Genomic DNA, 14,331 nt, shown 5'->3' with positions numbered 1-14,331 from the left:
AGCGTAAATACACCGGCAAATTGAATCCGGCGAGAAGGGAATTAAGGCGTAAAAAAGTAAAACGCCGCATAAATGCGGCGTTATCAGATTATTTTAATGTTTCAGACAGGAAATTCACGACCTTCTGATAGTACTCGCCGCGGTTGGTTTCATCATAGAAACCATGTGTTTCCGAGTCTTTCACGGACCACTCATACGATTTGCCTGCTTTGTCCAGGGCACTTTTCAGACGTTCGGCGTGCTCAAGGGGAACCCGGCGGTCACGGGCACCATGGGCAATAAGTACCGGACCGGACAGTTTGCTCACGTGGGTCACAGGGGAAAACGCGGTTAACTGAGCGGGGTCAGTACCCAACACTTTTTCCAGATACGCATCACCGGTGAGGAATTCAGTAATGTCACCTTTTTCCAGTGCCAGATTCAGATCATAGACGCCGGCATTAGCAACGGCACACTTAAACAGGTCAGGTGCCAGCTCTGCAGACATGACCGCAGAATAGCCGCCAAAACTGCCGCCCATGATACACACTTTGTCTTTATCGATATGTCCCTGAGAAATGATGTAGCGTGTACCGTCGATAATATCCTGCTGAATATCGTCACCCCAGTGCTTGTAGCCGGCAACCTGATAATCGCCGCCATAGCCACCTGAACCACGGTAGTTCACCTGAAGAACAGCATAACCTTCGTTCGCCAGTAACTGAACTTCACGGTCAAACCACCATAAATCACGTACATAGTGCGGACCGCCATGAACAAGAGTTACCAGAGGCACTTTCTGTCCCTGTTTCATCGTAACAGGGTAGGTAACGAAACCGTGAATTTTCATTCCGTCTGACGCTTCAAAACTCACTGGTTTAGTTTCAGAGAAGTCGTTTACGGAAATGTGTTCAAGGTTAGCAAACAGCTGGCTCAGGCTATTGGCAGATTTGTTGTAAAGATAATACGTACCGGCATCAATATCGCTGGTGGCATAGATGAGCCACAAATTGCCGTCTGCTGAACGGCTGACCATATTCACGTTGTAACCCGGCAGGGCACCCAGCAAGTCTTTAAAGATTCTGGCTTCTTCACCGGCACTGTCGAAAACCATGTACGCCGGCATACCGTCATCCACGCGGATAGCATAGGCAGAGGATTTGTCAGTTGTCAGATTTACCTGAGACAAAGACACTACATCATCGGTGTATATTTCTTTTCGCTCACCGGTTTTGAGGTTCATCCGGAAAAGGCCGACTTTGTCCTGTTCAAAATTATCCAGGTAAATCACTTCCGTGGCATCTTCGTTCAGAGATACCGGATGGAAAGCCTGCCCGAATTGCTCACTGATTTCTTCCCAGTCATCGCCTTTACGACGAAAAATAAGCGTATCGTCATTCTTATTTGTGCCGGTTGCCATGATCAGGTTGCCACTGTCATCAGTAAAAATGTCTGATTGCGGCGCGGGCGCGTAAGCCTTGGCGGGGTACAATTTGCCGCTGTAAACGTTCAGACGGTGAATTGATGCGATGCTGTCGTAGCTGGCAGAAAGACGCTGGACGAAACCAATCCGGTCTACGTTCATCGGCTCTGATGCAATCAGGATCTCATTGTCGTTATCCGGCATTGTGCTGATTACACGGGCCCAGCCATCTACGCTTTTCTTCCTTTTAATTCGGGTATTCTGACGCTCTTCGACGTTGAATCCGTAGATAATCTCGCCGTTAGTACCGTCGTAATTAATGGCGTAAAGTTCGCCCCAGAACTGAGGTTCAGATTGCCATGGCTCTTTACGCCATATTTCCATTACCAGGCGATCATTATTCGCCCAGTAAAAGGTACCGACCTCATTTCCCCCGCGCATGGCCATTCCGCCAACCGTTGAGAAATCTTTCATGTCCAGCACGGCAAGGTTTCTGATGCCATCCTGCACAACCACGATGGCCAGACGATCTCCGTCCGGTGATATTTTGGCATCTGCGTAAATAGCATTTTTAGCTATGTCCTGCGGTGTAAAAGCCGCAAAAGCAGAAAAAGAAAGGAACAAAAATGCGACCAGCGCACCTAATTTCTTATACGACATGTGGGTCATCCCTGAGTAAACATACTTCTGATAATGAGGCATTATCTCTTAAATCAGAATCCATTAAATGTAACAAATTTATCCGGTAACAGAATAGTCAGCAACACAGGTACAGGCAAGCAGGGACGATCAAAACCTGTCTGAACCTTGTACTAAAGTATGAACACAGTGAACATTACCACTGACAACCCGGTGATTCCTGCGTAGACTTACGCATAAATCCATACGGAGATTGAAAATTTATGATTTACAGCATGACCGCGTTTGCCCGCAGTGAAGTGAAAAAAGACTGGGGAACAGCCGTGTGGGAAGTCCGCTCGGTGAACCAGCGTTTTCTGGAAACTTACTTCCGTTTGCCTGAACAGTTCCGGGCACTGGAACCGATGCTCCGTGAGCGCTTTCGCAAGCGTTTGCAGCGGGGAAAGGTAGAGTGCGCGCTGCGTTTCAGTGCTAACGATGCCGCTGTAACCAAACTCACGCTTAACGAGGCACTTGCGAAAGAAGTCATGCATGCTGCTGACTGGGTGCAGTCACACGGTCAGTCCACCGGAGTTAACCCCCTTGATATCCTGCGCTGGCCCGGCGTAATTGCTGCCGAAGAAGCCGATATGGATGCCATTCAGGCGGATATTCTGGCGGCATTTGACGATACCCTGACTCAGTTCATCGAAGCCCGTGCCACCGAAGGTGATGCACTTAAAGCACTCATTGAACAGCGCCTGGATGGTATTGAAAAGGAAGCCGCAGCAGTTGCTGAAAAAATGCCGGCTATTGTTGAGTGGCAACGTGAAAAAATTCAGTCCCGTTTTGAAGAAGCCAAAGTAGAACTCGATCCCACCCGCTTTGAGCAGGAAATGGTCATGCTGGCGCAAAAAATTGATGTGGCAGAAGAACTCGACCGCCTGAATGCTCACGTTAAAGAAACCCGTAACATCCTGAAAAAAGGTGGCGCCTGCGGCCGTCGTCTGGATTTCATGATGCAGGAATTCAACCGTGAGTCGAATACACTGGGCTCCAAGTCAATAAATTCAGAAATCACCCAATCAGCTGTTGAGCTGAAAGTGCTGATTGAACAGATGCGCGAACAGATCCAGAATATTGAATAGTTTTTTACCCGCCCAATAATGTCTTAAGAGCCCTGTTTTTTACTTGTAAATCCAGGGCTTTATTATTTTCCCGTCCAAATAGGTTTGCAGATGTCCGCTACCAACTGCCTGTTTTTGGTGTTGGGTGTGCACAAAAGCGAATTGTGTGAAGCCATGTGGCGTGAATTTAGGCTTTGCCCATATTGCCCCAGATGCCCAACGAATGGCGTACTACCTTGAAGTTTCCCTCTCGAAACTCGGTTTAGATGAGCCATATGCATTGAGTGTTGATATGTCGAGTGTATCGACACATAAAAAACTTATGTCGAAATAACAGTAAAAAATCGACATATAAAATTGATATGTCGATCTAATCGACATAAACTGGCCCAATAGTTCATTTATGTCGATATAAAATAGAAATTTAAACATGACCTGGCAAGCAGAGCAGCCTTACAACCAATTACCCATATTACCGCCAAATCTAAATTCCATAGAGACGAAGGCCGTTCTGAAAGCCTGTATTTCTGCACGCGCCGCTGTAGCAGAATTAAAAAAGGCAGGGGAACTCATACCTAACCAAAGCATGCTAATTAACTTACTGCCTTTGCTGGAAGCAAAAGACAGTTCAGAAATTGAAAATATTGTTACCACTACCGATAAACTTTTTCAGTATGCGCTAGAAGATAAAGGCGCTGATCATGCAACAAAGGAAGCTTTACGCTACAGAACAGCGTTATATCAGGGTTATATACAACTTGAAAGAAAGCCGCTTTGCACAGCGACTGCCATTGAAATATGCAGTACGTTAAAGCACTCTGAAATGGATATTCGTAAAGTACCGGGGACTTTTATAGGCAACCAGACGACTGAAGAAATTATCTATACCCCGCCTGCGGGAGAGAGCGTTATCCGCGACTTGTTAACTAACTGGGAGCGATTTATTCATGATGACGATGATATAGATCCATTAATAAAGATGGCTGTTAGCCATTATCAATTTGAAGCTATACATCCATTTTATGATGGGAATGGTCGGACAGGACGTATTCTAAATGTTTTGTACCTTATTGAATGCGGTCTTTTAACGCTACCTATTTTGTACTTAAGCCGTTTCATCGTTCATAACAAACAAGACTATTATCGCCTATTGAACCAAGTGACCAAAGATCAGAATTGGGAAGATTGGCTGTTATTTATGCTAAAGGGTGTCGAGCAAACTGCCATATCGACTAGTGATAAGATCACAGCGATTAGAGCACTTATGGAAAGTACAACCGATTACATAAAAGCACAGCTACCTAAAATATATAGCTATGAGCTCGTTCAGCTTATTTTTGAACAACCTTACTGTCGTATCAATAATCTAGTTGAGCGTGGCATTGCAAAACGCCAAACTGCTTCAACGTATTTAAAGCAGTTAGCGGATATTGGTGTGCTGCAAGAAATAAATTCCGGTAAGGAAAAATTATTTGTACACCCGCGATTGATGACGTTAATGACAAAAGATAGTAGTAGTATCAACGCATTTTGAGCGTAAAAATGGCACTGTTTTTCCATTGCTAACCACTAAGATTTAGTAAAAGCCATAGGCAAGTGGTGGGCAGTTTGGTGGGCAAACAGGGCTTTTTTATTTCCGCCTCATAAACGCCACCATTTCACTGGCGACGGCCCTGATCACATTTACACAGACTGAGTTGCCAAATTGTTTGTAGATTTGGCCCTGAGATACGGCATCAACGATGAATGCCTCGGGAAAGCCCTGTAATCGTGCACATTCTCTTGGTGTCAGTTTACGCGGATTCTTGTTCAGTGCACTCTGGTCAATCAGGATCTCGGACCCGTCCTTGTAATAGCGGGCACTGATCGTGTTGGTGTAGGCGCTGTCGGGGGTAAACAGTGAATAGCCGAATCCGTTACCTTTTTGTTTATGCTCCGCTTTACGCTTCTGATGGCCCGCCCAGAGTCTGTCTGATAACGTGTAACGATCATCTTTAGCTGCCAGTTCAGGCGCACTTTCAAGAATATCGCCCACACGGGTTGGTGTGTTTGGTGGTTCCGGCCAGCGAAAATGTGCGTTGATATCCGCTTCGCTGAAATGATCTTTATCGAAGCCGATGATAAATACCCGTTCACGATTTTGCGGGGCACCGAAATCTGCCGCCCGCAGCACTTTATAGTCCACCCAGTAATTCAGCTTATCTGAGAGGGCATGGCGTGCTTCCTCACTGAGAGGCATATCATCCGGTATACTCTGATCAAAATCTCCCCGCAGGATAGCCTCAATGGTTTTAAGTGTCCGGCCCTTATCATGGCCTTTGAGCTGCTTTACGTTTTCCAGCAGGAATGCTTTCGGGCGCTTTTCAACAAGGATGCGCTGAATTTCAAAAAACATGGTGCCGCGGGTATCGCTGAATCCCTTTTTCAGACCTGCCTGCGAAAAAGCCTGGCAGGGAAACCCGCCCAACAGCACATCGTGATCCGGAATATCTGTCGCGCGAATTTGGGTAATATCGCCGTGGGGCATTTCACCGTAGTTAGCAAGATACGTTTTTTGTGCAAACCTATCCCATTCTGAAGTAAATACACACTTACCTCCTAACTCCTGAAATGGAAGCCGTATGCCACCCACTCCGGCAAAGAGATCGATAAATTTAAAGTGGTATTCTGAGCCGGTAGCTGCGAAAGGCGCTTCTCTGGCAAGTTGCACCATGCGTTTTTCCAGGGTTCTCACTGCTTCTGCTTTTTTAGCCGAAGGCAGATGCTCGCCATTTTCCCAACCGCGAACTGTCCGCTCGCCCTGATTGCCCAACCCCAAAAGATTTGCAAATTCTGTTCTGCCTAATCCCAGCCGCTCACGTATACACCTGATATCATCAGCGTTAAGATTCTGGTTTTGTTTACTCATGGGGAGACTTCTGTTTATCCGGTTTTTATCCCTGCGAGGTTAGCATCAGAACAGATCAGCTACCAGCGCTTTGTCATTCAAAACGGAAGGAAACTTTTATTGGCAGACGTACACGACAGAGCTACGCGAAGTAAAAACATGTCTGCGATAAAAAGCAGAAATACAAAACCGGAACTACTGGTCCGGCGGGCGCTGTTTGCCAGAGGGTACCGTTACAGGAAAAATGTTAAGCGGTTACCGGGCTCGCCGGACATTGTGTTACCCAAATACAGAACCTGTATTTTCGTGCACGGCTGCTTCTGGCACATGCACGAACAGTGTCATCTGGCACACTTGCCGGAAACAAGAACAGCATTCTGGCTCGCCAAACTTACGCAGAATACAGTGCGGGATAAACGCCACCAGCACTACCTGCTTAGTCAGGGATGGAAGGTAATTATTGTTTGGGAGTGTGCCCTGAAGGGTGTTGGCAAGCTGCCTTTTGAAGAAGTCATATCACGACTTGAGAAACTCATCCATATGAAGCACGGCCTTAAAAGAGCGCTGGAAATACGCTGACGGCAGAGACGTTTGTGACCACCCGCAAGTAATGTACTATACCGCTTTAGCAAAAGGAGAATGAGATGAAACGGTTAAGTTGTTGCTTATTGTTTATGCTGTCACTGTCGGTGTCAGCCAGTCCTCAGGAAGAAGTTAGCAACGTGCTGGATAAGTTGCATCAGGCTGCATCTGATGCCAGCTACACCACGTATTTCAGCCTCTTTTCAGCCAATGCAGTGTTCATCGGTACCGATGCGGGAGAAACCTGGCCGGTTGATGACTTTAAAGCCTATGCGAAGCCATATTTCGATAAGGGGCAGGGTTGGACCTATCATCCCCGGGACAGGCATATTTACTTTTCTGCTAACGGCGACACAGCCTGGTTTGATGAACTTCTTGTTAATGCCAGCTATGGTGTAACGCGGGGAACCGGTGTACTGGTGCTTGAAAATGATGAATGGAAAATTGCCCAGTATCATCTGACCATCCCTGTGCCTAATGGTCTGGCGAAAGAGGTAGTGAAGATGATTCGTCAAACTGACAACACAACTCAGAAATAACTTGTTGCATCAGAAAAGCCGGACGGTTGTTTCAACGCGTCCGGCATGTTGGTCTAGCGTGAATTACTTTGCGTCACAGGCTGGATTTTCAGTTCAACACGACGGTTAATCTGACGGTTTTCAGCCGAAGTATTAGGCACTTTTGGCTGATACTCTCCCAGACCCACTGTGGTCACCCGGGTAGGATTAACATTGAACGTGGTCAGCAGATTCTTAACAGATTGCGCACGGCGCTCTGACAACGTCTGGTTGTAAGATTCTGCGCCGGTGTCATCGGTATGACCTTCGATAAGCAGCACCGTTTTCTCGTACTGATTTACCACCGTTGCTACGTCCTGCAATACAGGATTGAAATTAGGACTGATAGACGCACTGTTAGTGGCAAACGTAATATCACCCGGCATAATCAGGCGCAGGTTATCCCCTTCCCGAACTACCTGTACGCCGGTGTCAGCCAGTTGCTCGCGCATTTCTTCTTCCTGGCGATCCATATAGTTACCAATCGCACCACCGGCAATAGCACCAACCACGGCACCCCAGGCATAACGGCTTTTGTCGTTATCCCCGGTCGCTTTACCCAACAGTGCACCGACGACAGCGCCAATCCCTGCACCTTTTTGCGTATTGTTAGGGCTTGTTGCACAACCACCCGCGACCAGAGAAGCGGTGATGAGTCCGACTGCGAAGACTTTCTTCATGATATCCCTCTTAAGATAATTACAACTGTACCGGTCAGGACAGCAAGACCTGTTCCATCATCCGGTTTAACGCCAAAATACGCGCCGGCAAATGAATACAAGCTGAATGGCCTTGCCCGCAGGGGATAAACGGGAAGTTAACTGCGATGATTGCACACACCGGCGGGTAAAATGTTCCCGGTGGTGTATGCAATTAAAGACAAATCAGGGAGAAATGTTCTGTGCAAAAAACTGGTTGAAGTTAATTTTGTAGTCACTGGCTTTTACCGCTTTTTCAATTTTTACCCGCTTATCATGGGAAAGGTCGATATCCCGCGGGGTAACATAGTGATTACCGGTCAGTGAATAGAATACTTTAACAACCGGTGTCAGCGGAGAATCATTCTGTGACAACACCATAGCCAGTTTATCGTTAGACAGAAGCACCAGACTGCCTACGGGATAGACGCCCATACATTTGATAAATTGCTGAACAAGTGCCTGGTCAAGTTTATGAGGACATTCCCCGATAAGGATCTGGAAAGCCCGCTGGCTCGGCATACCGGCTTTGTAACAACGGTCAGCAGTTAGCGCATCGTACATATCTGCAACTGCCAGCATACGCCCTGCGTTGCTGATATTGTCACCTTTTGTTCCTGCCGGGTAACCATATCCGTCAAGACGCTCATGATGTTCACTGACTGTTCTGATGAGGTCCGGGTTGAGGTTTACTTCATGCAGGGCATCCACACCATATTCGACGTGCTTCTTCATCACGTCCATTTCTTCATCAGTGAGTCTGCCGGGCTTATGCAGGATCTCATCCGGCACACGAATTTTGCCCATATCATGAAGGAATCCGGCAAAAGCCAGTTCCTGTACTTCGTCATCAGACATTCCCATATGGCGCGCAAAATTAGCGAGAATAATGGCAACGTTTAACGAATGCTCCAGCAGGTAATCATCTTTCTCACGGATGCGGGTAAGGCAAAGCAGTGCGTCAGGGTTACGCTCGACTGAAGCCACAAGGTTTTGCGAAAACTCACTGGGAATACGGTCGTCGAAAGGGAGTCCCTGCTGTACAGCTTTAAGTAAGGTTCTTTGAATTTCCTTACCCTGTTTATACAGATCTTCTGCCCGAACCAGTTCGGACGTCAGGCTCACACGGTTTTTTTTCTTCGCCGGAACCGGTTCTTCTGCAGGCACTGGCACAGCGGCTTCTTCATCGGGTTCGAATTGCTTTGATAAATCGATAACGAGTTTGAGGACGCCGCGTTTTCGCAGGGATTCCACCACAGCCTTACGGGCAACGCGCCCCTGGCTTTTGATTTTCACTTTTCCTGACTGCTCAATGATTTCATTGACGTACATGCCGGGCGCTAATTCGTCTATTGTAATTGTTTTAAATACGCTGTCGGTCACTTGCTATCACACCATGGAATAAATGAGTCTGTACACTGAGGTTCAAAGATTGCCGGTAGCTCTGTGGCCACATTCAGTACTTCAATGTAAAGAGTATAGTTGCCATATCAGGTTGCCACTGACAATTTCGCAGTTTCACCCGATTATCTTTCACCATGACTCCTTCAGCCATGAGCAATTCCCGTTGCTCCTTCGCTTTTTCAGAGCCGGGCGGAAAGGCTATTTTCCCGTCAGCCCGTAAAATACGATGCCAGGGAACCGGTTCCCCATTGAAATCAGCACGCAATGAACGACCTGCCAGCCGGGCTCTGCCGGGCAGACCGGCAAGATCCGCAATTTGCCCGTAGGTAGCAACCGACCCTTCCGGCACGGCCATAACGGTTTGCAGTATTTGCTTCACTTTGTCGTTGTTGCCAGTATCAGCCATAATGCGCTTTTATTTTCCAATAGAGTGTTCGAATGCGTCCATTTTGCTCAGTTTGCCGCTATCCGCAAAAAACCTGTGTATGCAGTGCAGTGACGCAGATTTGTACACCTGTTCAGTTTCTCATCATTCAGCATGAGAAAGAAGCCATTCATGCAAAAAATACTGCTAAATTAGTACAGCTGTGTTTACCTGATACACCCATACTTTCCGCAGGCGCTGATGAGGCGGAAACGGCAGTGGCAGATGCTCTTAATAATGCGGGATCTCCGGCGGTGATTTATCCGTCTCCGGAAAGCACTTCTTTAGAAAAGACACCACAATCAGGTACGCACGATCTCTTCATTCTGCTGGATGGAAGCTGGCGTCAGGCTTACGGGTTGTGGCAACGTTTTACACAACTGCACCCGCTCCCCCAGTATCATTTCAGTCATGCCGGCCCGAGTGATTACCGTATCAGGCACACCCGTTCAGAATCAGGATTATCTACGCTTGAAGCTGTTGCCCATGTGATGAAGGTAACGACAGAGACAGATCCGGCGCCGTTATACCGGTTACAACAGTTTATGCAGGCGCAATGGCAGGGACCTGCGGCACACCTGCGCCGCAAGTAAAGAAGGTTCAGCCGGCTTTCATCGGCGTGTAGCCTTTGTGATCTTCAACCAGTTTCAGCCAGTTATTCACCGCCGGATAGGCTGTCAGATCGAATCCGCCTTCGTGGGCCACATGGGTATAAGCGTATAAACTGATATCAGCCAATGACAATTGTGACCCGGTCAGAAAAGGGGTGCGTGAAAGCTGCTCTTCCATGACTGCCAGCGCTTTGTGCCCGCCAGCCTGTTTAGCTGCGTATTCAGCTTTACGTTCTTCGGGTAACCCCAGATATAAATTAATGAACCGGGCTACTGCAATATAGGGCTCATGGCTGTATTGCTCAAAGAACTGCCATTGCAGCATCTTAGCCAGATCGAAAGATGAGCGGGGAATGAGCGCGGAACCTTCAGCAAGGAAGTTTAAGATGGCATTTGATTCGGACAGCGTGCGGCCATCCTCCATTTCCAACAGCGGGATTTTGCCGTTCGGGTTCTTCTGCAAAAACGCGGGGGTTTGCGTTGCCCCTTTTAAAATATCGACTTCTTCCCAGTCGACTTGTTTACCCAGTATGGAAAGTAATAATTGAATTTTATAGCAGTTTCCGGAACGGCTATCTCCATAAACCAGCATGACCAACTCCTTTTTATCTACAGCACTCCAGCTTACTGACGTTTTTATCAGGTCACAAGATGTTCAATATAAATTAATGTCATCCAGGAAGCAGGGATTAGAAAGACGACGCTCAGCATGCGTTTACACTGTTCGAACGTAACCGGTGTAGCAGTAATGTTTTCCACTTCTTCAATTTCCTGCTGAATAGCATTGCGCCGTTCGTGATTAATGCGATCACTTTCGTCTTCACAGTAAATGGACGTCAGCCCGCGGGTCAGTTGATCCATTATCTTTTGCTTTCTTGCACCAATAAGCCGGTACACCTTTACGGCAGGCATGATGAGATACACTGTCAGAGACGATGAAAACAGGGTCACTATGGCAAGATCGATTGCCGGAATATCTTTTTTAAACCAGAAAACGGGGATAATGATCAACGCAGTGATACTGAACAGGGCATTCTCCATCGACAGTAGCGACACTCTTTTCAATGCTTTCAGTTCGCTGCTAGTGGCAATATTAATATGAATGAAATGCTTCATCATATAGTGGGTGGAATAGATCATCTGAAACAGGAAAAGCCAGAAAAAGAACCAGAAAGGTACTGCAATCAGATCAAGCACCAGCACTTGCATGTTCATATCGAAGGCAACCAGTTCTTCACTCATGATATAGACAGCCGTCATGGAAATAGCGAGGGTGGCGGAGGTAAGAATGTGGTTGCGCAGTTTCACCGCCAGCCGGGCACGATGCTGTGCAAATAAGCTCAGGGCGTTTTTATCCAGCAAATAACTCATGATGGCACCAGCCATTTGCTGTTGCTGAATGCGCAGGCTGATCCAGAAAAAGGTCGTCAGCAAGGGCATGCCTAAAGCAGCATTGAAGTCGCGTTGAGCCCGGAAATCATTGATAAGCTGGTAATCCAGCGCACCGGTGAAGTAATTGGCAATACAGCACACTACAAAATAAAGAACCGGCATGTGCCAGAAAGAAGCGGCAGAAGTTGAGGGATAATTAAATTCAGTCGTCATACGGCCTTCACGATAATACTCAGTAAAGTCCTTCCCACTGTTGTTCAAATTTTGTTTTTATTATGCCGCTAGTTTAATCATCCGCAGGCGCAATGCAACCTCTGCAATGCCGCAATTGCGCCTTTGTTTGTAATAGTTTGTATCACTCTTGCTGATAGCAGTCAGACCATGCTGCAAATTCACTTCCGCCCGGTTCGGTAAAATGAAACCGGTGACCGCCGGGAAAAGCAAAAACAGGCTGAGTAATAATTCCACCCGCACCAACAATTTCAGCTTCAAGGCTGGTCAGATCGTCACTGTAAAACACGGTGAGAGCTGCACCACAGGACGTAGTGCTGATTTCTTCACTGGCATAAAAGCCGCCGTCCACATTATCCAGAGAAAAGGCACAGTAAGCCTCACCGTAATCTGTGAAGGACCAGCCAAACACAGAAGCGAAAAACGCCTTGGTCTTTTCCAGTGATGCTGAAGGATACTCCAGATAATTTAATGATTTATTTTTCATTATCGCCTCCCTGCTGAAAAGCAGCCATGACTTCAGCTCCGGTCATTTTCCTGCTGGTGGGATGCAGTTCGTAGTAAGGCCCTTTTTCATCGACAAATATTTCAGTTCCCATAGAAAAGTTATCACCATCGAACAAACCGGCAGGCACGAAATACTCACCGCTTTCTTTGTAGAGATAAAATAAATGGGTACCGCAGCGGTGACAAAAGCCTCTGTCAGCCCACGGAGACGACGAGAAGCGGGTAATGGCATCTTCCCCTTTAAAGGTGACCGCAACACCACAGTGAGCACTGTAGAAAGGGCCTCCGCTCCATTTCCGGCACATGTCGCAGTGACATACACCGACTTGTTCTTCTGCCTGCGTTGCATGCACTTCCACTTCGCCACACAAACAACGTCCGGTTAATCCTTTATCTGACATCATTGTTCTCCGGTGAATATAAACTGGATAAATACACAGTACACCGGTTTACAGCAAAACAGCAAGTAGCAGATACAAAAAACCCGGCATGTAGCCGGGTTTTTCAATTTTTTGCTGATGTATTACTTACGCAGTTTTTGAATCAGACGCAATTGAGCAATAGCTTCTGCTAACTCTTGTGCCGCTTCTGCATAGTTGAAATCAGCGCCCGGGTTGGCGATATGCTCTTCAGCACGACGTTTTGCTTCTTCTGCAGACTGCTCGTCCAGATCTTCTGCACGAACAGCAGTGTCAGCAAGAACAGTGACTATACCGGGTTGTACTTCAAGTACACCGCCGGCAACATAAATCATCTCTTCTTCACCGTACTGCTTAACCAAACGCACCATACCAGGTTTAATTGCAGTAATAAGTGGCGCGTGACCAGGGTGGATACCCAGTTCACCTTCACTTCCTGTTACCTGTAATGTTTCAACCAGACCAGAGAAAATCTCTTTTTCTGCGCTTACTACATCCAGATGAACGGTCATAGCTGCCATTGTAAACTCCTTAGTAAGGAACGTGAATCAAGCACGGGCAGACGTTAAGGCCTGCCCGGCTTCATTCTTATTTCTTGGCTTTTTCCAACGCTTCGTCGATCGAACCAACCATGTAGAAGGCTTGCTCTGGCAGGTGATCGTATTCACCTTCCAGAATGCCTTTAAAGCCACTGATAGTGTCTTTAAGAGAAACGTACTTACCAGGAGAACCGGTGAATACTTCTGCTACGAAGAATGGCTGAGACAGGAAACGCTGAATCTTACGAGCACGGGATACCACTTGCTTATCTTCATCAGACAGCTCGTCCATACCCAGGATCGCGATGATATCTTTCAGCTCTTTATAGCGCTGAAGTACAGTCTGTACGCCACGCGCTACGTCGTAGTGTTCCTGACCGATTACCAGTGGATCCAGCTGACGTGAAGTTGAGTCCAGAGGGTCTACCGCAGGGTAGATACCTAAAGACGCGATATCACGGGACAGTACTACCGTTGCATCTAAGTGAGCAAAGGTGGTAGCTGGTGACGGGTCAGTCAAGTCATCGGCTGGTACGTATACCGCCTGGATAGACGTGATTGAACCAGTCTTGGTTGATGCGATACGTTCCTGCAGAACACCCATCTCTTCAGCCAGGGTAGGCTGATAACCTACTGCTGAAGGCATACGACCTAACAGTGCTGATACCTCAGTACCTGCCAGGGTATAACGGTAGATGTTATCTACGAAGAACAGAACGTCACGACCTTCGTCACGGAACTTCTCTGCCATCGTCAGACCAGTCAGAGCTACACGCAGACGGTTACCCGGTGGCTCGTTCATCTGACCGTATACCAGAGATACCTTATCCAGTACGTTAGACTCGTTCATTTCGTGGTAGAAGTCGTTACCCTCACGAGTACGCTCACCAACACCAGCGAATACTGAGAAACCGCTGTGCTCGATTGCGATGT

General features: G+C 47.3%; 16 protein-coding genes. 5 read left to right on the top strand and 11 right to left on the bottom strand.

Going from position 1 to position 14,331, the window contains the following annotated elements; translation table 11 throughout:
* Positions 1–88: 88 nt before the first annotated feature.
* Positions 89–2,062 carry an alpha/beta hydrolase family protein gene (locus tag AC4PME_RS05065; protein WP_491044864.1) on the bottom strand — a complete coding sequence of 658 codons (1,974 nt, stop codon included), beginning with the start codon at positions 2,060–2,062 and terminating at the stop codon, positions 89–91.
* A gap of 242 nt (positions 2,063–2,304) precedes the next feature.
* Between AC4PME_RS05065 and AC4PME_RS05060 the strand changes: the two genes are divergently transcribed.
* Together AC4PME_RS05060 and fic are read left to right on the top strand one after the other, a co-directional pair.
* Positions 2,305–3,168: a YicC/YloC family endoribonuclease gene (locus AC4PME_RS05060; protein WP_491044865.1), complete on the top strand. Its 864-nt coding sequence runs from the start codon at positions 2,305–2,307 to the stop codon at positions 3,166–3,168.
* Positions 3,169–3,577: 409 nt separating this feature from the next.
* Positions 3,578–4,681 (top strand): protein adenylyltransferase Fic, encoded by a 1,104-nt coding sequence (fic, locus tag AC4PME_RS05055; RefSeq protein ID WP_491044866.1) that lies wholly within the window; start codon positions 3,578–3,580, stop codon positions 4,679–4,681.
* A 96-nt stretch (positions 4,682–4,777) separates the two neighbouring features.
* On the opposite strand, the gene AC4PME_RS05050 is transcribed toward fic, so the two are convergent.
* Positions 4,778–6,055, bottom strand: coding sequence for a DNA cytosine methyltransferase (locus AC4PME_RS05050; RefSeq protein WP_491044867.1), 1,278 nt, complete (start codon positions 6,053–6,055; stop codon positions 4,778–4,780).
* Between the two features lie 99 nt (positions 6,056–6,154).
* Between AC4PME_RS05050 and AC4PME_RS05045 the strand changes: the two genes are divergently transcribed.
* Both AC4PME_RS05045 and AC4PME_RS05040 read left to right on the top strand, forming a co-directional pair.
* On the top strand, positions 6,155–6,613 hold the full coding sequence (locus AC4PME_RS05045) for a very short patch repair endonuclease (RefSeq protein WP_491044868.1): 459 nt from the start codon (positions 6,155–6,157) through the stop codon (positions 6,611–6,613).
* Positions 6,614–6,678: 65 nt separating this feature from the next.
* Entirely contained in the window at positions 6,679–7,155 is a 477-nt protein-coding gene (locus AC4PME_RS05040; RefSeq protein WP_491044869.1) for a nuclear transport factor 2 family protein, read from the top strand.
* A gap of 53 nt (positions 7,156–7,208) precedes the next feature.
* Here AC4PME_RS05040 and AC4PME_RS05035 read toward each other — a convergent pair whose 3' ends face one another.
* From AC4PME_RS05035 to AC4PME_RS05025, 3 genes are all read right to left on the bottom strand, one after another.
* Positions 7,209–7,853: a YiaD family glycine zipper/OmpA-like lipoprotein gene (locus AC4PME_RS05035; protein ID WP_490707854.1), complete on the bottom strand. Its 645-nt coding sequence runs from the start codon at positions 7,851–7,853 to the stop codon at positions 7,209–7,211.
* Positions 7,854–8,057: 204 nt separating this feature from the next.
* The gene (locus AC4PME_RS05030; protein ID WP_490707853.1) at positions 8,058–9,254 is read right to left on the bottom strand and encodes an HD-GYP domain-containing protein; all 1,197 of its coding nucleotides are present in this window, start codon (positions 9,252–9,254) and stop codon (positions 8,058–8,060) included.
* A 73-nt stretch (positions 9,255–9,327) separates the two neighbouring features.
* On the bottom strand, positions 9,328–9,681 hold the full coding sequence (locus tag AC4PME_RS05025; RefSeq protein WP_490707852.1) for an MGMT family protein: 354 nt from the start codon (positions 9,679–9,681) through the stop codon (positions 9,328–9,330).
* A gap of 32 nt (positions 9,682–9,713) precedes the next feature.
* Between AC4PME_RS05025 and AC4PME_RS05020 the strand changes: the two genes are divergently transcribed.
* Complete coding sequence (locus tag AC4PME_RS05020) at positions 9,714–10,292, top strand: tRNA-uridine aminocarboxypropyltransferase (protein ID WP_491044870.1); 579 nt, start codon at positions 9,714–9,716, stop codon at positions 10,290–10,292.
* A gap of 7 nt (positions 10,293–10,299) precedes the next feature.
* Here the strand turns inward: AC4PME_RS05020 and AC4PME_RS05015 are convergent, their stop codons facing one another.
* The 6 genes from AC4PME_RS05015 to atpD form a co-directional block, all read right to left on the bottom strand.
* Positions 10,300–10,902 (bottom strand): glutathione S-transferase family protein, encoded by a 603-nt coding sequence (locus tag AC4PME_RS05015; protein WP_491044871.1) that lies wholly within the window; start codon positions 10,900–10,902, stop codon positions 10,300–10,302.
* A gap of 47 nt (positions 10,903–10,949) precedes the next feature.
* On the bottom strand, positions 10,950–11,915 hold the full coding sequence (locus AC4PME_RS05010) for a hypothetical protein (protein WP_491044872.1): 966 nt from the start codon (positions 11,913–11,915) through the stop codon (positions 10,950–10,952).
* Between the two features lie 142 nt (positions 11,916–12,057).
* Entirely contained in the window at positions 12,058–12,420 is a 363-nt protein-coding gene (locus tag AC4PME_RS05005; RefSeq protein WP_491044873.1) for a VOC family protein, read from the bottom strand.
* Positions 12,410–12,844 carry a GFA family protein gene (locus AC4PME_RS05000; RefSeq protein WP_491044874.1) on the bottom strand — a complete coding sequence of 145 codons (435 nt, stop codon included), beginning with the start codon at positions 12,842–12,844 and terminating at the stop codon, positions 12,410–12,412. The genes AC4PME_RS05005 and AC4PME_RS05000 overlap by 11 nt, the downstream gene beginning before the upstream one ends.
* A 119-nt stretch (positions 12,845–12,963) precedes the next feature.
* Positions 12,964–13,380 (bottom strand): F0F1 ATP synthase subunit epsilon, encoded by a 417-nt coding sequence (locus AC4PME_RS04995; protein ID WP_119503207.1) that lies wholly within the window; start codon positions 13,378–13,380, stop codon positions 12,964–12,966.
* Between the two features lie 67 nt (positions 13,381–13,447).
* A partial coding sequence (gene atpD / locus AC4PME_RS04990; protein WP_491529511.1) for a F0F1 ATP synthase subunit beta occupies positions 13,448–14,331 on the bottom strand: 884 nt, incomplete at its 5' end.

It is taken from the genome of Alteromonas sp., assembly GCF_984505615.1.
This window is presented reverse-complemented; position numbering and strand designations above follow the sequence as displayed.

Bases quoted from the DNA above. Each gene is read 5' to 3' on its own strand.
- AC4PME_RS05065 (WP_491044864.1), bottom strand. From the start codon at position 2,062: ATGTCGTATAAGAAATTAGGTGCGCTGGTCGCATTTTTGTTCCTTTCT.
- fic (WP_491044866.1), top strand. From the start codon at position 3,578: ATGACCTGGCAAGCAGAGCAGCCTTACAACCAATTACCCATATTACCG.
- AC4PME_RS05035 (WP_490707854.1), bottom strand. From the start codon at position 7,853: ATGAAGAAAGTCTTCGCAGTCGGACTCATCACCGCTTCTCTGGTCGCG.
- AC4PME_RS05060 (WP_491044865.1), top strand. From the start codon at position 2,305: ATGATTTACAGCATGACCGCGTTTGCCCGCAGTGAAGTGAAAAAAGAC.
- AC4PME_RS04995 (WP_119503207.1), bottom strand. From the start codon at position 13,380: ATGGCAGCTATGACCGTTCATCTGGATGTAGTAAGCGCAGAAAAAGAG.
- AC4PME_RS05040 (WP_491044869.1), top strand. From the start codon at position 6,679: ATGAAACGGTTAAGTTGTTGCTTATTGTTTATGCTGTCACTGTCGGTG.
- AC4PME_RS05000 (WP_491044874.1), bottom strand. From the start codon at position 12,844: ATGATGTCAGATAAAGGATTAACCGGACGTTGTTTGTGTGGCGAAGTG.
- AC4PME_RS05005 (WP_491044873.1), bottom strand. From the start codon at position 12,420: ATGAAAAATAAATCATTAAATTATCTGGAGTATCCTTCAGCATCACTG.
- AC4PME_RS05015 (WP_491044871.1), bottom strand. From the start codon at position 10,902: ATGCTGGTTTATGGAGATAGCCGTTCCGGAAACTGCTATAAAATTCAA.
- AC4PME_RS05020 (WP_491044870.1), top strand. From the start codon at position 9,714: ATGCGTCCATTTTGCTCAGTTTGCCGCTATCCGCAAAAAACCTGTGTA.
- AC4PME_RS05010 (WP_491044872.1), bottom strand. From the start codon at position 11,915: ATGACGACTGAATTTAATTATCCCTCAACTTCTGCCGCTTCTTTCTGG.
- AC4PME_RS05050 (WP_491044867.1), bottom strand. From the start codon at position 6,055: ATGAGTAAACAAAACCAGAATCTTAACGCTGATGATATCAGGTGTATA.
- AC4PME_RS05025 (WP_490707852.1), bottom strand. From the start codon at position 9,681: ATGGCTGATACTGGCAACAACGACAAAGTGAAGCAAATACTGCAAACC.